The organism is Actinacidiphila epipremni, from assembly GCF_012034175.1.
In the GTDB taxonomy this organism is placed as follows: domain Bacteria; phylum Actinomycetota; class Actinomycetes; order Streptomycetales; family Streptomycetaceae; genus Actinacidiphila; species Actinacidiphila epipremni.
This window is the reverse complement of record NZ_JAATEJ010000001.1, coordinates 258,872-279,226: the sequence shown is the minus strand read 5'-3', so window position 1 is coordinate 279,226 and position 20,355 is coordinate 258,872. Positions and strand designations below refer to the sequence as shown.

Genomic DNA, 20,355 nt, shown 5'->3' with positions numbered 1-20,355 from the left:
GCTCCCCCGGGGGCGGTACGGGCCGGGCGCCGGTGCGTGGCGGGGAGGGTGCGGGTGGGCGAACGGGTGGCGTCTGATAGGTAAACGGGATGAACACCGCCGCGGGCGCGGCCAGTCGGGTGGTGCGGGAACCGAACCCGTACGGGGCGCGTGTGTTCGGTCGGGGGCGGGTAGTGACCGGAACAAGATCACACGGTCGCTGGAGGTATGCCGCGGGCTGCCGCCATACTGGCGCCTACAGCGTGACGTGCCGTGACCGCGGCACGCCGGACTCGGGGGAGGGTACGTGACGCACACACCGACGGGCCATCAGGTCCCCGACGTGCGTTCCGGCGCGGGCATCCCCGCGCCGCGCGGCACCGCGCCGCAGCCCACCTCCGTCACGCCCGCCGGACGCAGCGCCTGGGCCGAGCAGAGCGCGCGGCTGCGCGCCGCCGCGACGACCGAGCCGGGCCGGCTGCGGATCATCGGCGCCGCCCTCGCGCTGCTGGTGATCGCCTTCGGCGCCGTCACCGCCTGGCAGGTCGACAACCGCGCCCGGGCCGCGGACAACGTGGTCGAGCACAGCGCGCCGCTCAGCGCGACCGCCGCCGAGATCCACCGCTCCCTCGCCGACGCCGACGCGACCGTCACCGGCGGCTTCCTGGTCGGCGGCCAGCCGCCCCAGAGCGTGTCGGAGCAGTACCAGCGCGACATCGACAACGCCACCAAGCTGATCACCCAGGCCGCGGCCACCAGTGGCGGCTCCGCGCAGGCCCGCGCCCAGATCGCCGCGCTCAACAAGCAACTGCCGCAGTACGTCTCGCTGGTGGCGACGGCGCAGGCCGACAACCGGGTGGGCCTGCCGGTCGGCGGCGCCTATCTGCGCTACGCCAACACCCAGATGCGCAAGGAAGGCGGCCTGCTCGACACCGCCGACAAGCTGTACACGATCGAGAACGCCCGGCTGGCCAGCGACTACGAGCACGCCAAGGCGCTGCCGTACGCCTCCTGGGCGCTGGGCGTGGTCGCGCTCGGCGTGCTGGTGTGGGCGCAGCGCCGCCACTACCGGCGCACCAACCGGGTGTTCAACCGCGGCATGCTCGCCGCGACCGCCGCCTCCGCGGTGGTGCTGCTGTGGCTGGCGGCCGGGCACACCGTGGCGCGGATGGAGCTGAAGAACTCCTCGGCCCATGGCGCACGCTCGGTGCAGGTGCTCAACAACGCCCGCATCCTGGTGCTCCAGGCCCGCGGCGACGAGAACCTGACGCTGGTGGCCCGCGGCTCGGGCGACAAGTACATCAAGAGCTACGACCAGGGCATGACGACGCTGGCCGGCGCGGACCCCAAGGGCGTCGGCGGCGAACTGGCGCAGGCGCTGCGGCTCGCCGACAACGACGCGGGCCGCGCCCCCGTCCAGGACGCGATCGCCGACGTGCGGACATGGCGCGCCCGGCACACCGCGGAGCGCAAGAGCGACGACGACGGCGACTACACCACGGCGGTCGCCGAGGTCATCGGCGGCAAGGACAGCAGCGGCAAGGCAGTGCCGGCGTCGGCGACGACCGGCAGCTCCTTCGACGCGGTCGACGACAGCCTCGGCAAGGCCATCGACCACGAGCAGCAGGAGTTCAACGACGCGGCGAACAGCGGCCGGGACGCCCTGACGCTGCTGCCGCTGGGCGCGGCGGTGCTGGCGGTGCTCGGCGCGCTGGCCGCGCTGTTCGGCATCGGCCGCCGGCTGTCGGAGTACCGGTGAGGGCGGCGAGGGCGGAAGGGAGACGGACGGTGAGACGGCATCGGCGCGGATGGGGCGGGGTCGCGGGAATGGTGGCGGCCTGCACGCTGGCCGTCCTGGGCACCCTCGTCCCGCTGGGCGACGACGCGGCGTCCTCCGCCGCGACGGACCGCGGCCCCGCCGCCCGGGCCGGCTACGCCGCCGCGACGGACGACGCCGCGTGCACCGGGCCGGTCCGCAGCCTCGACCCCGCGAAGGGCAGCGTCGACGGCGCCGCCGTGGCCCGTATCAAGGCGCACGGCAAGCTCGTCGTCGGCGTCGACCAGAACAGCTACCTGTGGGGCTTCCGCGACCCGGCGACCGGCGACTTCGCCGGCTTCGACATCGACATCGTCAAGGCCATCGCCAAGGACATCCTCGGCGACGAGAACGCGGTGCAGTATCTGACCGTGCCCACCGCCGGCCGTATCGACGCGATAAAGAGCCACAAGGTCGACATGGTCGTCCGCACCATGACCGTCAACTGCGAGCGGGCCGCCGACGTCGCCTTCTCCACCGCCTACTTCACCGCCGGCCAGCAGATACTCACCGCCGACCCGGCGATCACCGGCTTCGACGACTCGCTCAACGGCAAGAGGGTCTGCACCGCGACCGGTTCCACCGGCGACGACGAGCTCAAGAAGGGCGCGCACGGAGCCACGGTGGTCCCGGTGGACAACCAGCTCGACTGCCTGGTGCTGCTGCAACTGCGCGAGGCCGACGCGGTGTTCACCGACAACGCGCTCGGTGCCGGACAGGCCGCCCAGGACCCGAACGTGCACCTGGCCGGGCACCCGGTCACCTCGGAGCCGTACGGTGTGGCCATGAACCTCGCCGACACCGACCTGGTGCGGCGGGTCAACAAGGTGCTCGCCGCCTACCGCACCGACGGCAGGTGGACGGCGTCGTACAACCACTGGCTCCAGCCGCACCTGCCGGGGATGAAGCCGCCGGCGCCGCTGTACCAGTAGGCCGGGGCAGGTGGAGAGAGAGGGCGTGATGGCGGTCGCGGGACGTTCCGGGCCGGTGATGGGGCGGGAGGACGTCGACCGCGCCCTCGTGCGGCTCGCCGCCGAGCACGAGGCGATCGAGTCCTCGCTGCTGTCGCTCCAGGACCACTCGGGCCGCCGGCTGCTGGAGGGCGCCGAGCTGACCGGCGTGACCAAGGAGCGGTGGGCCGCCACCGATGCCGCGATCACCGCGCTGTGGACGCACTTCGAGGCGTACACCGACGCCTTGGGCACCGCCCGCGAGCTGCGCGCCCGGCGCCGCTGGCCGACGCAGACCGAGCTGCGCGAGCTGACCGAGCTGCTGCGCGACGAGGGCGTCACCGTGACCGGCGCCGCCCTGCCCGACCACGCCCGCTCGCTGACCGGCCCCGCCCGGCTGACCGAACGGCTCAGCCTGGAGCAGATCCTGGGCCGGATGAACGCCTGGTACGACCAGGCGATGGAGACCGTCGCCGCGGCCGACTCGGTGTGGTCCGCGCTGCCGGCCAGGATCGATTTACTGGCCGCGGAGACCCAGCGGGTGCGCTCGCTTGCCCACTCGATAGGAGTACGGCCCGGCGCCCACCCGGCCGGCGACGACCTGGAGGCGCTGGTCGCCGACCTCACCGAGCTGCGGGCGCAGGCGGTGTCCGACCCGCTGTCCTTCTGGGCCGCGACGCCCCCGCCCGGCCGCCCCGACACCTCGCGCTACGAGCAGGCCGGGCGGCGCCTGGAGGACATCCGCCGCGAGGTCGAGGCGGTGCTGCACGTCAGGGACGACGCCGAGCACCGGCTCGCCCGGCTGCGCGACGTCCTCTCGCGCGCCGACCGCACCCTCACCGAGGCGCGCAGCGCCCGCGTCGAGGTGCTCTCGAAGATCCTCGCCTCCGACGTGCCCGCGGTCAGCGGCCCGGCCTCGGCGCTGCACGAACAGCTCGCGGCGGCCGAGGACTTCGCCAGGACCACGCAATGGCACCGGCTCTCGCCGCTGCTGGACAGCCTGGAGCAGCACGCCGACGACGAGCTGCTGCGGGCCAGGGAGTCGCTGACCGCGGTGACCGCGCCGCTGGCGGTACGGGCCGAGCTGCGCGGCCGGCTGGACGCCTACCGCGCGAAGGTGGCGCGGCTGGGGCTGGCCGAGGACCCGCTGCTGATCGAGCGGTACGACCAGGCGCGGCGGCTGCTGTGGAGCGCGCCGTGCGACCTGGCCGCCGCGGACCGGGCGGTGCGCCGCTACCAGGACGCCGTCGCGGAGTCGGGCGCGCAGCGCCCGCAGGGTCCGCCGCAGGACCGCCGGTGACCCGGAGCGGCGGGAGAATTCCCCTGCGTCCATTCGAGTTGGCTCGGCATTCGCAACCGGCGCGTAGGGTACGGCCGTCGTAGGGGGTGCGGGTACCGCCGCCGGCGGCCGGGCCGAGGCTCCGCGGCGGGCGCGCCGGCTGCGGGCACACCAGGGGAAAGGCTGAGGGGGAGACCGTGAGCAAGTGCCAACGTCCGGGCTGCGGCGGGACTTTGGAGGACGTGGGCGGCGGCGAGCTGTACTGCGACACCTGCGGGCTCGCGCCGGTCGCCGCGCCGCCCGCGTCCCGGGCCGGAATCGCCGGGGTTTTCGGACCTGCTCAACCTGCCGGACCTGCCGCGCCCGCCGGGGCGCCGGGCGTCTCCGCGATCTCCGGGGTCTCCGCCACCCCCGGTCCCGCCGCGCCCGGCGTCCCCGCGCCCCCGGCGCACGCCCCGGCCACCGCGGGCGCCCCGGGCGCCCCGGGCGCCCCCGGCGGTGACTCGGGCCGTACGTCCGGCTCGACCTCCTCGCGGTCGTCCAGGTCCTCCTCGCGCGCCTCCCGGCGCTCGGTGTCCGGCCGGCTGTCGCAGACCCTGGCGGGCTCGGCCACCGGCCGCTCGGTGTCGGTGCGCAGCAGCCGCTCGGGCCCCTCCGGGCCGACCCGCGGCAAGCTCGGCGCGGGCCTGGTCACCGTGCCGCCGGTGCCGCGCCCCGACCCCGCGGCGGCGGTGCTGGCCGACCCCGAGGTGCCCGAGCGCAAGCGCTACTGCAGCAAGAGCGACTGCGGGGCGCCGGTGGGCCGCAGCCGCGGCGACCGCCCGGGCCGTACCGAGGGCTTCTGCACCAAGTGCGGCCACCCGTACAGCTTCACGCCCAAGCTGCGCCCCGGTGACGTGGTGCACGGGCAGTACCACGTGGTGGGGTGCCTGGCGCACGGCGGGCTCGGCTGGATCTACCTGGCGGTGGACCGCGCGGTCTCCGACCGCTGGGTGGTGCTCAAGGGCCTGCTGGACACCGGCGACGAGGACGCGCTGGCCGCGGCCGTCTCCGAGCGGCGCTTCCTCGCCGAGATCGAGCACCCCAACATCGTGCGGATCTACAACTTCGTCGAGCACCTGGACCAGCGCACCGGCACCCTCGACGGCTACATCGTGATGGCGTACGTCGGCGGCAAGTCCCTCAAGGAGATCGCCAACGAGCGCCGCACACCCGACGGCAGGCGCGAGCCGCTGCCGGTGACGCAGGCCATCGCGTTCGCGATCGAGGCGCTGGAGGCGCTCGGCCATCTGCACAGCCGCAACCTGCTCTACTGCGACTTCAAGGTCGACAACGCCATCCAGACCGAGGACCGGCTGGAACTCATCGACATGGGCGCGGTCCGCCGGATGGACGACGCCGAGTCGGCGATCTACGGCACGGTCGGCTACCAGGCGCCCGAGGTCGCCGAGGTCGGCCCGTCGGTCGCCTCCGACCTCTACACCGTCGCCCGCACCCTCGCGGTGCTGACGTTCGACTTCCAGGGCTACACCAACGTCTACGTCGACAGCCTGCCGGACCCGGCGAACATCGAGGTCTTCTCCCGCTACGAGTCCTTCTACCGGCTGCTGGTGCGGGCCACCGACCCCGACCCGGACAAGCGCTTCGCGTCCGCCGAGGAGATGTCGGAGCAACTGCTGGGCGTGCTGCGGGAGATCGTGGCGCTGGAGACCGGGGTGCAGCGGCCGGCGCTGTCCACGCTGTTCGGTCCCGAGCTGCGGGTGGTGGACACCGAGCTGGTACGCCCGGTGGCCGGCGACACCTCCGCGCTGGGCGCCGACCGGGCGCTGGAGAAGGCGTCCAGACGCCGCGACAAGGCCGCGAAGGCCGCCGGGACGGGGACGGGGGCGGGGGCGGGGGCGCAGGCACCGGGGCAGGTGCCGGGGCAGCAGCTGCCGCCCGGCGCGGTCCCCGGGCAGCTCACGGCCGGCCACGGCGGCGGGTATCCGGCGGTGCAGGGCGCGGCGGGCTGGACGGCGCCGCCGCCGCTGCCGGTGGTGGCGCGGCTGGAGACGACCGCGGCCGTCCTGGCGCTGCCGGTGCCGCATGTGGACCCGGGCGACCCCAACGCGGGCTTCCTGGCCGGCCTTTCGGCCGCCGCACCCGCCGAGCTGGTCGCCGCGCTGCAGTCGGCACCGGTCGACTCGGTGGAGCGGCGGCTGCGCGAGGTGCGGGCCCGGCTGGAGCTGGGCGACGCGCGCGGCGCCCGGCAGGTGCTCGGCGCGCTCGCCGACCCCGACGACAACGCCGACTGGCGGGTGGTGTGGCACCGCGGCATGACGGCGCTGTGCACCAGCGACCAGGAGACCGCGGCGCTCAGCTTCGACGCGGTCTACGACGCCTTCCCGGGCGAGCCCGCGCCGAAGCTGGCGCTCGGGGTGTGCGCGGAGGTGCTGCGGCAGCTCGACAACGCCGCCGAGTACTACCGCCTGGTGTGGACGACCGACCACAGCTACGTCAGCGCCGCCTTCGGCCTGGCCCGGGTGCTGCTGGCCGCCGGCGACCGGGCCGGCGCGGTGGCCGCGCTGGAGTCGGTGCCGGAGTCGTCCATCCACTACACCGCCGCGCGGGTCGCCGCGATCCGCGCCCGGCTGCGCGACCGCTCGCCGCACGAGCCGCTGCTGGCCGACCTGCACGCGGCGGGCGCGCAGGTGGAGGCGCTGCAACGGCAGGGCCTGGACTCCGACCGGCGCGAGCAGCTGGCCACCGAGGTGCTGGGCAGCGCGCTGGACTGGGTGCTGGCCGGCCGTGTCGGGGACCGCGCGGCGGCGCCCGCGGGCGTACCGTCGTCGGTGTCCGGCTCCGCCGGGCTGCTGGGGGCCGAACTGACCGAGCGGGGGCTGCGGTTCGGCCTTGAGCGCTCGTACCGGGTCCTTGCCAGGCTCGCCCAGCAGGGCGGTACGAGGATCGAACTGGTGGAGCGGGCCAACCGTTTCCGCCCCAGGACGTGGGTGTAACCAGATGCCACCACTCCCCGAGTCGGCGCGGGCGGCGCAGTCGCCCGCACCGGCGGTCTGCCCCAACTGCGCCGATCCGCTGGACGCGGACGACCGCTTCTGCGGGCGCTGCGGCCTCGACCTGAGCGCCCCGCCGCCGCCCCCGCCCCCGCCTGCCCCGGCCCCGCCGCCGGCCCCCGCCGCGCCCGCCCCGCGGCGCACCGGCGCGGACCCGGCACGTAACGGCGCGGGCGCGAGCGCGGGCGACGAGGAGCACGCCACCGACTCCTTCGTGCTCGCGCCGCCCAAGTCGCCCGCGGAGGCGCCCGGGGACGCGGCGGCGGATGCGGCGAAGGGCGCGCCCGGGGACGCGCCCAGAGACGCGGCGGGGAATGCGGCCGGGGACGACGACACGCTGGCCTTCGGCGTCGCGCTGCCCGGCGCCCGGCTGTCCGACCCGCGCGAGGAGGCGCCCGCGCCGGAGGGCCCGGTGTGCGTGGCGTGCGGCCTCGGCGGCGTGGACGACGACGGCTACTGCGAGCACTGCGGCCACGCCCAGCCGCGGCAACGCGACCACCAGGAGCAGGAGTTGGAGGGCGTCGCGGCGGTCAGCGACCGGGGTCTGCGGCACCATCGCAACGAGGACGCCTTCGCCGTCGCCACCGCCTCGCTGCCCGACGGCACCCCGGCGGTCGCCGCCGTGGTCTGCGACGGCGTCTCGACCGCGCACCGCCCCGACGACGCCTCCGCCGCCGCCTGCGCGGCCGGCCGGGACGCGCTGCTCGGCGCCCTGGAGCACGGCACGGCGGCCGAGGACGCGATGCGTACCGCCCTGATGTCGGCCTTCGACGCGGTCACGGCGCTGGCCGAGGAGAAGGAGCCGCCCGGCGCCCCGCCGCGGCACAACGCGCCGGCCTGCACGTGCGTAAGCGCCGTCGTGACCGGCCCGGTCTTCACGGTGGGCTGGATCGGCGACAGCCGCGCGTACTGGATCCCCGACGACCGTACGCTGCCGGCCGCGCGGCTCACCGAGGACGACTCGTGGGCGGCCCGGATGGTCTCGGCGGGCCTGATGTCGGAGGCCGAGGCGTACGCCGACCACCGCGCGCACGCCATCACCGGCTGGCTCGGCGCGGACGCCGTGGAGGTCGACCCGCATGTGGCGGCCTTCCAGCCGGAGGGCCCCGGGGTGGTCGTGGTGTGCACCGACGGGCTGTGGAACTACGCGGAGTCGGCCGCGGAGATGGCGCAGGCCGTGCCGCCCGACGCCCGCAGCCGCCCGCTGCACAGCGCCCGCACCCTGCTGGGTGTGGCACTGGACGGCGGCGGCCACGACAACGTAACGGTCGCGGTGCTGCCGTTCCCGGCGACCGTGTCACGGGCAGGATTCCCACCCGCGTAGTTCCGGTTTCCCGGGTTTTCCGGCGGGCTGGGCGGGGCTGAACGGGCCTTTGAGGGCCTTGAGGAGTTACGAGGAAACGATGGCGATTCTTTCGAAGCCGAACGTGCCGCAGTTCACCGTCGACGTCTACCAGAACGAATTCCTGCCGGACGGCGGCCGGGAGGTCAACGCCGTGGTCACGGTCACCTCGACCGGCGGCGGCACGACCGGCGGCCACCCGCTGCCCGGCCCCGGCCCCGGCCCCGCGGGCAGCGCCGCCGCGCCGGCCGCGGCGGTGGTCATCATGGTGGACTGCTCGGGCTCGATGGAGTATCCGCCGACGAAGATGCGCAACGCGCGGGACGCCACGGCCGTCGCGATCGACGCCATACGCGACGGGGTGTCCTTCGCGGTCGTGGCCGGCACGCATGTGGCGCGCGAGGTCTACCCGGCCAACGGCGGCCTCGCGGTGGCCGATCCTGGCACCCGCGCGCAGGCCAAGCAGGCGCTGCGCCGGCTGTCGGCGGGCGGCGGCACCGCGATCGGCACCTGGCTGCGGCTCGCCGACAAGCTGCTGTCGTCGGGTGACGCCCCGATACGCCACGGCATCCTGCTGACCGACGGGCGCAACGAGCACGAGAAGCCCGAGGAGCTGCAGTCCGCGCTGGACTCCTGCGCCGGCCGCTTCACGTGCGACGCGCGCGGCGTCGGGACGGACTGGGAGGTCAAGGAGCTGACCGGGATCGCCTCGGCGATGCTCGGCTCGGTCGACATCGTCGCGGACCCGGCCGGCCTGGCCGCGGACTTCCAGTCGATGATGGAGAAGACGATGGGCAAGGAGGTCGCCGACGTCCAGCTGCGGCTGTGGACGCCGCTGGGCTCGGAGATCGCCTTCGTCAAGCAGGTCGCGCCGACGGTGGAGGACATCACCGCCCGCCGCGTCGAGGCCGGCCCGCGGGCCGGCGACTACCCGACCGGGTCGTGGGGCGACGAGTCGCGCGACTACCACGTGTGCGTCCGGGTGCCGAGCGCGCAGATAGGCCAGGAGATGCTGGCCGCGCGCGTGTCGCTGGTGCTGCCGCAGCCGGACGGCACCGCGCAGGTGCTCGGCCAGGGCCTGGTGCGGGCGGTGTGGACCGACGACATGGCGATGTCCACCCGGATCAACGCGCAGGTCGCGCACTACACCGGCCAGGCGGAGCTGGCGCAGGTCATCCAGCAGGGCCTGGAGGCCCGCAAGGCCGGCGACATGGACGGCGCCACGGCCAAGCTCGGCCGCGCGGTGCAGCTGGCCAGCGCCTCGGGCAACGAGGACACGGCCAAGCTGCTGGCGAAGGTGGTGGACGTGGTCGACGCGGCGAGCGGTACTGTGCGGCTGAAGGCCCGCGTCGCCGAGGCCGACGAGATGACCCTGGACACACGGTCGACGAAGACCGTTCAGGTGAAGAAATAGCGCACGCGGGAGGCCCCGGGACGGCATCCCGCAGCTTCGCGCACAACCTGTGGATCCGCCCCGGAAGGCGGAGGGGGAGTCGGCACGATGCTTTGTCCTAACGGCCACGAGTCCGCCGCCACCGACTGGTGCGATTCCTGCGGCATGCGGATGGGGTCGCCGCCCGCCGGTTCGTACGGGTCGCGTCCGCCGTCGTCGGCGGCGTCGTCCTCCTCGACGCCGCCGGTCTCGCCGCGCCCGTCCTTCGGCCACGACCCGGCCGGGTCGGGCCCGGCGGGGCCGGTGCAGCTGTGCCCGGCGTGCGGGACGCCGCGGGAGGGGAACGCGCCCTTCTGCGAGGAGTGCCGGTACAACTTCCAGACGCACTCGGCGACGACGTTCGTGCCGCCGTCGCCGCACGGGGTGGCGCCGGGGGCGCCGCCCGGGGTGCCCGGGGTGCCGGGGCAGGGGCCCGTCGGTGCGGGGCCGGTGCCGCCGGCGGCGCCGGAGCGACCCCCGTACCAGCGCTACGACTCGCAGCTGTCGCGGCCCTCGCGCGTCAACCGGCCCGCCGAGCCGCTGCCCTCGGAGTCGGTCACGGTGACCTCGGGCTCGGGCGACTTCCTGCTCGACCCGCCGAGCTCGCCGACCGTCGCGCCGGGCGTGCCCGCCGCCACCTCGCCGACCGTCGTGCCGTCCGGGCCGGGCGCGGGCGGCGGCACCGGGGGCGGCTGGCTCGCGGTGATCGCCGCGGACCGCGAATACTTCACGGCGATGATGGCCCGCAGCGGCCCCGAGGCCGGCGGCCTGTACTTCCCCGCGTACTCCCCCGAGCTGCAACTGCCGCTGACCGGCAACCAGGTCACGATCGGCCGGCAGCGGCACAGCACGGGCGAGGCGCCCGACATCGACCTGTCCCGCGCCCCGGAGGACCCGGGCGTCTCCCACAAGCACGCGGTGCTCGTGCAGCAGCCGGACGGCTCGTGGTCGGTGGTGGACCAGGACTCGACGAACGGCACGACCGTCAACCTCGCGGAGGACCCGATCCCGGCGTACACGCCGATCCCGCTGGCCGAGGGCGACCGGGTGCACGTGGGGGCGTGGACGACGATCACCCTGCGGCGGGTGTGAGCCCTGCCCGGGGTCAGGTCCGGGCCGGTGGGAGTGGCCGGGTGACGGGGCCGCCTGGGGTGTCGAGCCAGATCCACTGGCGGTCGCCGTCCACGCTCAGGCCGTAGCGGGTACGGGCCGGCCGGCCCGCCGGGGACGGCTCGGCGCCCAGCTCGGGCGGCGCGGTCCCGGCGCCCGCGCCGCGCAGGGGCACGAAATACGCGGGCGTGGCCAGGAAGCGGCCCTCCGCCCGGCGCGGCCCCAGCACCGTGAGCAGCACGAGCCCGGACGCGAGCGGCGCGAGGATCAGCGCGCCGGCCCCGCACTGCTCCAGCCAGGCCGGCGGCACCGCCGGCAGCTCGCATGTCGCCATCACCCGGTCGTACGGCGCGCCCGGCGGGTGGCCGAACGCCCCGTCGCCCGTCACCACCTCCACCGCCAGCGCCTCCGGCGTGCCGTACGCGGCCAGGTGCGCGCGGGCGGGCCCGGTGATCGCCGCGTCCAGGTCGACGGTGGTGACCGCGCCGCTGCCGGCGAGCCGGTGCGCGATCAGCGCCGCGTTGTAGCCGGTGCCGGTGCCGATCTCCAGGACCCGGTGGCCGGGGCGGATGTCCAGGGCCTCGCACATCAGCGCCATGAGGGAGGGCTGGCTGCCGGCGGAGACCGGCTCACCGCCGGCGAGGTGGGTGGCGATCGGCTCGTCGGCGTACACGCCGGCCACCCACGCCAGCCGGCGCCGCAGGTCCGGGTCGTCGGCGCGGTAGCGGCCCTCGCCGCACGCGCCCCGGCGGTATTCGGGCACGAACAGATGCCGCGGGACCTCCTCGAAGGCGGACCGCCACGCGGGGTCGGCGAGCCCGCCGCCCGCGACGATACGGCGCACCATGCGGTGCCGCAGCGCGGCCCCGGCGGCCCGCACCCGCGGGTCCTCCACGTCCTCCACCTGCCCGGCCATGCTTCCATCCTGCCTCCGCGACCGGGGTACGCGGCGGGTCCGCGTGCGCGCCGGACGGCCGGGCGGCGCCGCCCTCTTCGCGCCTGAGCCCCGCCGGCTCCGGGCCGGCTACCCGTCCAGCGCCGGGCCGGCTCCCCGCCGGTTTCGCGCCCGCTTCGTGCCCGCCCGGCAAGGGCCTACGCCCCGAGTCCTCGTCCGGGGCGTCTGCGACCATGGAGGGGTGACTGACATCCCGCGCGGCAGCGTCGAGCAGCAGACGTTCTACGAGCAGGTCGGCGGCGAGGAGACCTTCCGCCGGCTGGTGCACCGCTTCTACGAGGGCGTCGCGGGCGACCCGGACCTGCGGGCGATGTATCCGGAGGAGGACCTGGGGCCCGCCGAGGAGCGGCTGCGGCTGTTCCTGATCCAGTACTGGGGCGGCCCGCGGACGTACAGCGACGAGCGCGGCCACCCGCGGCTGCGGATGCGGCACGCGCCCTTCCAGGTCGACCGGGCCGCGCACGACGCGTGGCTGCGGCACATGCGGGCGGCGGTCGACGATCTGGGGCTCGCGCCCGAGCACGAGCGGCAGTTGTGGGATTACCTGGTCTATGCCGCGGCCTCCATGGTCAACACCCCGGGCTGACCCGGCGAGGCGGCCCGTGAGCTGACCCTCGCTGCCCTCGCGGGGCCCCCGCAGGGTCGCCGCTGGGCCCTCGCAGGGCCCTGAACTGCGGGTTCCGCTTGCCGCCGGACCCGGCGGTTCCGCAGCCGGGTCCGGCCCCGCGTCCGTTCGGCGGTCGGTCACGATCGCATTCCGACCATCCGCGACATGTTTCGTCCGGCCCCCTCTCGTTGAGAGCATCCGATCAGCAACGGATGGGGGGCGCACGCGTGACCGGTTTCGTACTGCTGCGCGTCCGCGCGCACCGGTTGCTGCTGGCCGCCGCCCTGCTCACCGTGCTGCTGACGACCTGCGTACTGGCCGCGCTCGCCGCGTACACCGGCGCGATCGGCGACGCCGCCGTACGCCGCACCCTCCAGCACCAGGCCGCCGACCGCTCCACCGTGAACGTCAAGGCGTCGCTGACCGGCAAGGACGCGGCGGCGCTCGACCGCAGCGTCCGCGGCACGCTCGGCGGCGCCTTCGACGGGCTGCCCACGCATGTCACCGCCAGCACCCGCTCGGGGCCGTACGCGCTGCCGTTCGCGCTGCGGCCCGCGGGCGTACCGAAATCCGCCGACCCCGACCTCACGCTGCTGGCCACCTTCGACCGGGCGCGGCTCACGCTCACCGCCGGGAACTGGCCGCGCCCGGCCGCCAAGGGCGCGGGCACCGTCGAGGTCGCGGTGCCGGACGCCGTCGCGCGCGCCCTGCACCTGGCCGCGGGGCGGCAGCTCACCCTCGGCGACCGGCTCGGCGGGCCGCCGCTCCAGGTCACCGTCACCGGCGTCTACCGGCCGGCCGACCCGGGCTCGCCGTACTGGCAGCTCGACCCGCTCGGCGGGCGCGGCATCCACACGCTGGCCTTCACCACCTACGGGCCGCTGCTCGCCGCGCCCGGCACCTTCACCTCCGGGCGGGTCGCGGCCGACGAGGCGTCCTGGCAGGCCACCGCGGACTTCGGCGGCGCCTCCACCGCCCGGATCGGCGCGCTGGAGGCCGCGGTGAAGGACGCCACCGCCTCGCTCGGCTCCGCCCAGACCAGCACCGGCCTACCCGACCTGCTGGAGGGCCTGCGCCGCAGCCTGCTCGTGACCCGCTCCACGCTGCTCATCGGCGCCCTCCAGCTCGTCATCCTCGCGGGCTTCGCGCTGCTGCTGGTGGCGCAACTGCTCGCGGAGGAGCGGGCCGGCGAGACCGCGCTGCTGCGGGCCCGCGGCGGCTCGCGCGGCCGGGTGGCCCGGCTCGCCGCCGGGGAGGCGCTGCTGCTCGCGCTGCCGGCGGCGGTCGTCGCGCCGCTGCTCGCCGGGCCCGTCACCCGGCTGCTGGCGGGGACCGGCGCGATGGCCCGTACCGGCGTGACGCTGGGCGGCACGGGCGCGGGCGGGGCGTGGCTGGTGGCCGGGGCGGCGGCGCTGGCGTGCGCGCTCGCGGTGGTGCTGCCCGCGCTGCGGCCCACCGCCGGGTCCCGGCCGGGGCGGCGCGCGGGGTTGCCCGGGGTGCTCCAGGCGGGGGCGGACGTGGCGCTGCTGGTCGTCGCGGGCGTCGCGTACTGGCAGTTGCAGCGCCGGGCCTCCGGCGGTGGGGCGCTGAGCGCCGACCGGTCCGGCGGGCTCGGCATCGACCCGGTGCTGGTCGCGGCGCCCGCGCTGTGCCTGCTGGCCGGCACGGTGCTGGTGCTGCGGCTGCTGCCGCCGCTGGCCCGGCTCGGCGAGCGGCGGGCCGCGCGCGGCAGGGGGCTGGCGCTCGCGCTCGCCGGGTGGCAGCTGTCGCGCCGGCCGCGGCGCGGCTCCGGGGTGGCGCTGCTGCTGGTGCTGGCGGTCGCGATGGGCATGTTCGCGATCGGGCAGGGCGCGAGCTGGGACCGCTCGCAGCGCGACCAGGCGGATTTCGCGGTCGGCGCGGACCTGCGGGTGACGGGCATGACGACGCCGCCCTTCGGCCAGGCGGGCATCTTCGCCGCCGTGCCCGGGCTCGCGACGGCCGCGCCCGCCGGGCGCGAGACGCTGGTCCTGCCCGATGGGAAGACCGCGGACGCGCTGGTCATCGACACCGAGAAGGCGTCGCAGGCGATGCTGCTGCGGTCCGACCTGAGCGGCGGGCGCTCGCTCGCGCAGCTGCTGGAGCCGCTGCGGACCGCACCCGACCGGCAGGGCATCACGCTCGACGCGGCGGCCCGGCGGGTGGACTTCACCGCGACGCTGACCGCCGCGGACTCCTCCGGCGCGCGGCGGGGCGCGGGCGACGAGCCGGATCACGTCAGCGCGGTCGTCGTGGACGCGGAGGGCGTGCCGTACGACTTCTCGCTCGGCGAGCTGCCGCCGGACGGCCGCCCGCACACCCTCACCCTCGACCTGGCCACTGCGGCAGGCAAGGGTGCCCCGGCGGGGCCGCTGCGGGTGGTGCGCTTCGAGTCCTCCTACACCGTGCCGGCCGGCGCGCAGGACCGTACGCTCACCCTCTCCGCGGCGCGCGTGACCGGCCCGGACGGCACCGTACGGGCGCTGAGCGCGCCGGCCGGGTCGCGCTGGCAGGGCGCCGCCGACTTCGACGACACCTCGCTCGGCGGCCTCCAGGGCGCCGTCCGCCCCTCCGCCGAGGCCGTCCGCGCCGGGGGCGGGGCGCTGCTGTCCTTCTCCTACCGCACGGGGACCTTTTCCGCCGACACCGACGCCTTCCAGCAGAGCGGCGCGACGGTACGGGTCGGGGCCGCGACGCCCGCCCCGCCGCAGCTCGCGGCGGTCGCCACGGACGACTACCTGCGGGCGGTGGGCGCGAAGGTGGGCGACACCGTGCAGGTGCAGATCGGCAACGTCACCTCGCCGGTACGGATCACCTCGGCGGTGCGCGCCCTGCCGGGCACGGCGTCCTCCCTGCCGGGCCCGGCGTCCTCCTCGACGGGCTCGGGTGCTACGGACCCGGGCGCGGCGGCGGGTTCCGCGGCGGGTCCGGCGGGCTCGGGCGCGGCGCTGCTGCTGGACCTGCAGGCGGTCGACCAGGTGCTGACCGCCGCCGCGGCGCTGCCGGTGCAGCCCACCGAGTGGTGGCTGGCCGCCCGGCCCGGCGCCGCGGCCCGTACCGCCGCCGCGCTGCGGGCCCGGGACGACGTCGACACCGTCCTGGACCGCGCGCGGACCGCGGCCGACCTGCGGGCCGACCCGCTCGGCGCGGGCCCGCAGTCCGCGCTGCCCGCGGCGGTCGTCGCGGCGGCGGTGCTGGCGGCGGTGGGCTTCGCCGTCGGCGCGGCGGGGGCGGCACGCGAGCGGCGCGGCGAGTTCGCGGTGCTGCGGGCGCTGGGCGCGCCGCGCCGGCAACTGGCCCGGATGCTCGCCGCCGAGCAGGCCCTGCTGGTGCTGGTCTCCCTCGCGGTGGGCCTCGCCCTCGGCGCGTTCCTGACCCGCCTGATCACGCCGCTGATCGTGCTGACCGGCCAGGCCGCCCGCCCGGTGCCACCGCTGGTCGTCGAGCTCCCCCCGACCCGCCTCGCCGAGCTCCTCGCCGCCCTCCTGGCCGCCCCGGTCGCCGTCCTCGCCGCCACCGCCGCCCGCCGCGGCAACCCGGCCACCTCCCTTCGCCACCAGCCGGAGGACTGACATGCCGCTCCCTCCCCCCGGCACACCCCCGCAAGAGCCGAACCCCTCGGCCCCGGAGCCGTCCGCAGTGCCGCCGGGTACGCCGCAGGAGCCCGGCTCGCCGGCACCCGAGCCGTCGCCGCAGCCGCCCGGGACGCCGCCGCGTTCCGGCTCCCCCGGGCCGGCCGGGGCTCCCGTATCCCCCGAGGCGTCCGGCCCGTCGGAGCCGGCCCACCCGGTGCCGGTGCCGTCCGCGCCGGGTGACGGGGCCGTAACCCCCGGGTCCGCCGGGTTGTTCGGCGGGTCGTGGCTGTCGCTGCGGTTGCGGGCCGCGCCCGGGAGTGCGGTGGCGCTCGCCGCGCTCGTGCTGGTCACGGCATTCCTCGCGGCGGCGCTGCCGCGGGCGGTCGACCGGTACGAGGACTCCGCGCTGCGGCACGCCGTCGCGGGAGCGGCGCCGCGGGACCACGGCGTCTCGCTCGCCGACGACTTCCGGACCGCCGGGGACGCCACCGGCGGGGATCCGCTCGCGCCCGCCGCGCTGGACCGCGTCGAGCAGGACTTCCGCGCGCTGCTGCGCCCGCCGCTGCGGCTCGCGCCGGGCGGGGTCGTGCAGGGCATACGGTCCGGCGCCGAGGCGGAGGTGCCGGACAAGGAGCTGCCCCGGACCTCCGAGCACGCGCCCGGCGCCGACCTGGTCGCCCAGGCGGGCCTGGCCGACCACGCCCGGGTGGTCGCCGGGCGGCTGCCGCGGCCGGAGACCGGCGACACCGCCGCGCTCTCCTTCGAGGGCGCCGTCACCGAGAAGACCGCGCAGGTGCTGCACCTGAAGGTCGGCCAGACCATCCACCTGCAGAAATTCGGCGCCACACCCCTGACCGTGCGCATCAGCGGCATCCTCGCGCCGACCGACCCGCGCGCCGGCTTCTGGACGATGGACGACGACCTGCTCGCGCCGCTCGTCAGCTTCCCGCCGCACGCGATGATCGACCCGCCGAAGACGTACTGGCACTTCACCGTCCTCGTCGACGGCACCGCCGCCCGCTCCATCCCGCTGCTGGGCACGGGCGCCGCCCTCTACTGGCACCACCCGCTCGACACCTCGCGGCTGACCGCGCACGACGTGCCCGCGCTGCGCGCCGAACTCGCCTCGCTGGGCAACGGCCCGCTCGCCACCCGGCTCGCGCAGTCCACCGGCTCCTCCTCGCTGCACGCCGTCGCCGGGATCGCCACCGTGCTGGCCGCCTTCGGCGCCGACCGGGACGCCGCCCACCCGCTGGTGCTCATCGCGGCGGTGGGCGTGGGCACGACCGCGCTGGCGGTGCTGCTGATGGCCGCCGGGCTGGCCGCCGACCGCCGGCGGCGCGAGGTCGCGCTGCTGCGCTCGCGGGGCGGTTCGCTGGCCGGCATCTTCCGCCGGCTGCTGGCCGAATCCGCCGCCGCCGCGCTGCCCGCGGGGGCGGCCGGGACCGCGCTGGCCCTGCTGGCGCTGCCGACCGCGCGGTACGGCCTCGCGCTGGCGCTGGGCGCGGCCGTGACGGCGGCGGGCGCGCTCGCCATGCCGCTGCGGGCCACCCTCGCCGTACGCCGGCCGCGGCCCGCCGAGCGGGAGGACCTGGTCGCCGCGAAGCCCTCGCGGCGGCGGCTCGTGCTGGAGCTGACGGTGGCCGTGCTGGTGGCCGCGGCGGTGGCCGCACTGCGCCGGCGGGGCACCGCCGACGGCTCCGACCCGTTCCTCGCGGCGGCCCCGGTGCTGGTGGCGGTGGCCGCCGCGCTGGTGCTGCTGCGGGTCTACCCGCTGCCGCTGCGCCATCTGGCCCGGCCCGCCGCCCGGTTGCGCGGGGCGGTCACGCATCTGGGCCTGGCCCGGGCGGGGCGCGCCCCGAGCGGCGGGCAACTGCCGCTGCTGGCGATGCTGGTGGCGCTCACCGTGGCGTCCTTCGGCGGCTCCGTCCTCGCCGGGATCGGCCACGGCAGGGACCGCGCCGCCGCCATGACCGTCGGCGCCGACGCCCGGGTCGACTCCGTCTTCCCGCTCGACCCGGCGCTCCCGGGCCAGGTCGCGAAGGTGCCGGGGATCGGCGACCACGTCTCGGTCCGGGTCGAGCCGCACGCCGCGAACCAGGACATCCCGCAGAACTTCGAGCTGCTGGTCGTCGACGACCCGGCCGCGTACGCCCGGATCACCCGCGCGGCGGGCATGCCGGCCTTCCCGCTCGACGCCCTCGGCCCGGGCGCCGCGGCCGGCGCGCACGGCCCGCTGCCCGCCGTGGTCTCGCCGCGGATCGCCGAGCTGCTGGCCGGCCGCAGGACGCCGCTGGCCACGGACGTCGGCAACAGCGACATCCGCCCCGTCGCGACCCTGACCTCCACCCCGGCCGCCGCCGAGGGCGACTTCGTCATCGTCTCCGCGCGGCAGCTGCACGCCCAGCACCCGCAACTGGGTGCCCTGACGCCGTACGGCGGCCCGACGACGGTGCTGGCCGACGCGGCGCCCGGGCAGCACATCGACGCCGCCGCGCTGCGCCGGGTCGCCGCCCGCGCCGCCACCCCGGCGGCCGTACTGCTGCGCTCCGAGCAGCGCGCCGCCCTCACCGACAGCCCGCTCCAGCACGGCACCCGTACCCTCTACCTGGCCGCCGTCGCGGCCGGCGCCGGATACAGCGCGCTGGCCCTGCTGCTGTCGCTGATGGCCGCGGCCCCCGGCCGTACCGCGCTGCTGGCGCGGCTGCGCACGATGGGCCTGACGCGGCGGCAGTCCCGGCGGCTGGTGCTGCTGGAGATGCTGCCGCAGGTGCTGCTCGCCGCGGCCGGCGGCGTCCTGGTGGGCCTGGCCGTCATCCCGCTGCTGCGCCCCGGCGTCGACCTCGCCGCTCTCGCCTTCGGTACCGGCGCGGGTTCCGCCACGGTGACCCCGCCGTCCACCCTGGCCGTCACGCTGCGCGCCGACCCCTGGTCCCTCGCCCTGCCCTCGACGGGGCTGCTCCTCCTGGCCTGCGCGGTCCTGCTGGCGCAGGTCTGGGCGGGCGCGCGACGACACGAAAGCACCGAGCTGAGAGCGGGTGACCGCACCACATGACCGCCGACTCCCCCACCCCCGCAAGCAATTCCGCGCCGGCCCCCGCCGCCCCGGCAGCCCAGGACGGCGCGACTCCGGACTCGGCACCGGGCCCGGCGGCTCCGGCGGACGTGGCCGGCGGGGGCCGGGCGGCGGGGCCCGTGAGCCTCGCCGAGCTGGAGCGGCAGGCCGCCGAGCGCCGCGACCGGCCCGCGTACGGCAAGGACGCCCTGATCAGCTGCGACCGCCTCGTACGCATCTTCACCGCGGACGGCGTCGAGGTGCAGGCCCTCCAGGGCCTGGACCTGCTCGTCGCCCGGGGCGAGCTGATGGCCCTGGTCGGCGCGTCGGGCAGCGGCAAGTCCACCCTGCTCAACATCCTCGCCGGCCTCGACGTGCCCACCGCCGGCGCGGCCTCCGTCGGCGGCTACGACCTGCTCGCCATGGACGCCAAGGCCCGGCTGCGCTACCGCCGGGAGGTCGTCGGCTTCATCTGGCAGCAGACCTCACGCAACCTGCTGCCCTACCTGACCGCCGCCCAGAACGTCATGCTCCCCATGCAGCTCTCCGGCAGCGGCGGCCTGCGCCACCGGCGGCGCCGCGCCACCCGCGCCGCCGACCTGCTCGGTATGCTCGGCGTCGCCCACTGCCACGACCGGCACCCCGGCCAGATGTCCGGCGGCGAGCAGCAGCGCGCCGCGATCGCCGTCGCCCTGGCCAACAACCCGGCCGTCGTCCTCGCCGACGAGCCCACCGGGGAGCTGGACTCCACCACCGCCGAACAGGTCTTCGGCTCCTTCCGCACCGCCAACGAGCAGCTCGGCACCACCGTCGTGGTCGTCACCCACGACCAGTCCGTCGCCGACGCCGTCCACCGCACCGTCGCCATCCGCGACGGCCGCACTGCCTCCGAGGTCGTGCGCCGCACCGAGATCGACGAGCACGGCCGGGAGTCCGTCGTCGCCCGCGAGTACGCCACCGTCGACCGCGCCGGCCGCCTCCAGCTCCCCCACGACTACACCGAGGCCCTGGAGATCCGCCGCCGCGTCCTGCTGGAACTCCAGCCCGACCACATCACCGTCCGCCCCGACGACCACCCGCCGCAGGACTAGCCACCACCCCCGGCGCCGCACCCCGGCCCTCCGGCGCCGGTAAGCCCGGCCCCGGCCCCGGCCACCGCGCCGCCGGGCCTGGGGCCTCCCATG

12 protein-coding genes are annotated in these 20,355 nt (G+C 76.6%); 11 read left to right on the top strand and 1 reads right to left on the bottom strand.

The window, feature by feature from the left end; all coding sequences use genetic code 11:
- The first annotated feature begins 286 nt into the window (after window positions 1-286).
- The 7 genes from HCN08_RS01095 (at window position 287) to HCN08_RS01065 (ending at window position 10,943) form a co-directional block, all read left to right on the top strand.
- The gene (locus tag HCN08_RS01095) at window positions 287-1,738 is read left to right on the top strand and encodes a hypothetical protein (protein ID WP_322974163.1); all 1,452 of its coding nucleotides are present in this window, start codon (window positions 287-289) and stop codon (window positions 1,736-1,738) included.
- A gap of 68 nt (window positions 1,739-1,806) precedes the next feature.
- The gene (locus tag HCN08_RS01090) at window positions 1,807-2,727 is read left to right on the top strand and encodes a glutamate ABC transporter substrate-binding protein (RefSeq protein WP_167981220.1); all 921 of its coding nucleotides are present in this window, start codon (window positions 1,807-1,809) and stop codon (window positions 2,725-2,727) included.
- A 28-nt stretch (window positions 2,728-2,755) separates the two neighbouring features.
- A complete protein-coding gene (locus tag HCN08_RS01085) occupies window positions 2,756-4,045 on the top strand; it encodes a hypothetical protein (protein ID WP_167981219.1) in 1,290 nt (429 codons plus the stop codon).
- A 176-nt stretch (window positions 4,046-4,221) separates the two neighbouring features.
- Window positions 4,222-7,020 (top strand): serine/threonine-protein kinase, encoded by a 2,799-nt coding sequence (locus HCN08_RS01080; RefSeq protein ID WP_167980884.1) that lies wholly within the window; start codon window positions 4,222-4,224, stop codon window positions 7,018-7,020.
- A 4-nt stretch (window positions 7,021-7,024) separates the two neighbouring features.
- Window positions 7,025-8,401, top strand: coding sequence for a protein phosphatase 2C domain-containing protein (locus tag HCN08_RS01075; RefSeq protein ID WP_167980883.1), 1,377 nt, complete (start codon window positions 7,025-7,027; stop codon window positions 8,399-8,401).
- A gap of 79 nt (window positions 8,402-8,480) precedes the next feature.
- A complete protein-coding gene (locus HCN08_RS01070) occupies window positions 8,481-9,833 on the top strand; it encodes a vWA domain-containing protein (RefSeq protein ID WP_167980882.1) in 1,353 nt (450 codons plus the stop codon).
- Window positions 9,834-9,920: 87 nt separating this feature from the next.
- Entirely contained in the window at window positions 9,921-10,943 is a 1,023-nt protein-coding gene (locus tag HCN08_RS01065) for an FHA domain-containing protein (RefSeq protein WP_167980881.1), read from the top strand.
- Between the two features lie 13 nt (window positions 10,944-10,956).
- Here the strand turns inward: HCN08_RS01065 and HCN08_RS01060 are convergent, their stop codons facing one another.
- Window positions 10,957-11,877, bottom strand: coding sequence for a methyltransferase domain-containing protein (locus HCN08_RS01060; RefSeq protein WP_167980880.1), 921 nt, complete (start codon window positions 11,875-11,877; stop codon window positions 10,957-10,959).
- A gap of 220 nt (window positions 11,878-12,097) precedes the next feature.
- Here HCN08_RS01060 and HCN08_RS01055 point away from each other — a divergent pair, with 220 nt between their 5' ends.
- The 4 genes from HCN08_RS01055 to HCN08_RS01040 all read left to right on the top strand — a co-directional run bounded on the left by HCN08_RS01055 (window position 12,098) and on the right by HCN08_RS01040 (window position 20,262).
- A complete protein-coding gene (locus HCN08_RS01055; protein ID WP_167980879.1) occupies window positions 12,098-12,502 on the top strand; it encodes a globin in 405 nt (134 codons plus the stop codon).
- 248 nt (window positions 12,503-12,750) lie between these two features.
- Window positions 12,751-16,113: an FtsX-like permease family protein gene (locus HCN08_RS01050; RefSeq protein WP_167980878.1), complete on the top strand. Its 3,363-nt coding sequence runs from the start codon at window positions 12,751-12,753 to the stop codon at window positions 16,111-16,113.
- 271 nt (window positions 16,114-16,384) lie between these two features.
- A complete protein-coding gene (locus HCN08_RS01045) occupies window positions 16,385-19,171 on the top strand; it encodes an ABC transporter permease (protein WP_167980877.1) in 2,787 nt (928 codons plus the stop codon).
- Window positions 19,168-20,262 carry an ABC transporter ATP-binding protein gene (locus tag HCN08_RS01040; RefSeq protein ID WP_167980876.1) on the top strand — a complete coding sequence of 365 codons (1,095 nt, stop codon included), beginning with the start codon at window positions 19,168-19,170 and terminating at the stop codon, window positions 20,260-20,262. The genes HCN08_RS01045 and HCN08_RS01040 overlap by 4 nt, the downstream gene beginning before the upstream one ends.
- Window positions 20,263-20,355: the final 93 nt, after the last annotated feature.

Excerpts from the sequence above, each read along its gene's own strand:
- HCN08_RS01085 (WP_167981219.1), top strand. The coding sequence starts at position 2,756 with ATGGCGGTCGCGGGACGTTCCGGGCCGGTGATGGGGCGGGAGGACGTC.
- HCN08_RS01090 (WP_167981220.1), top strand. The coding sequence starts at position 1,807 with ATGGTGGCGGCCTGCACGCTGGCCGTCCTGGGCACCCTCGTCCCGCTG.
- HCN08_RS01060 (WP_167980880.1), bottom strand. The coding sequence starts at position 11,877 with ATGGCCGGGCAGGTGGAGGACGTGGAGGACCCGCGGGTGCGGGCCGCC.
- HCN08_RS01040 (WP_167980876.1), top strand. The coding sequence starts at position 19,168 with ATGACCGCCGACTCCCCCACCCCCGCAAGCAATTCCGCGCCGGCCCCC.
- HCN08_RS01075 (WP_167980883.1), top strand. The coding sequence starts at position 7,025 with ATGCCACCACTCCCCGAGTCGGCGCGGGCGGCGCAGTCGCCCGCACCG.
- HCN08_RS01065 (WP_167980881.1), top strand. The coding sequence starts at position 9,921 with ATGCTTTGTCCTAACGGCCACGAGTCCGCCGCCACCGACTGGTGCGAT.
- HCN08_RS01070 (WP_167980882.1), top strand. The coding sequence starts at position 8,481 with ATGGCGATTCTTTCGAAGCCGAACGTGCCGCAGTTCACCGTCGACGTC.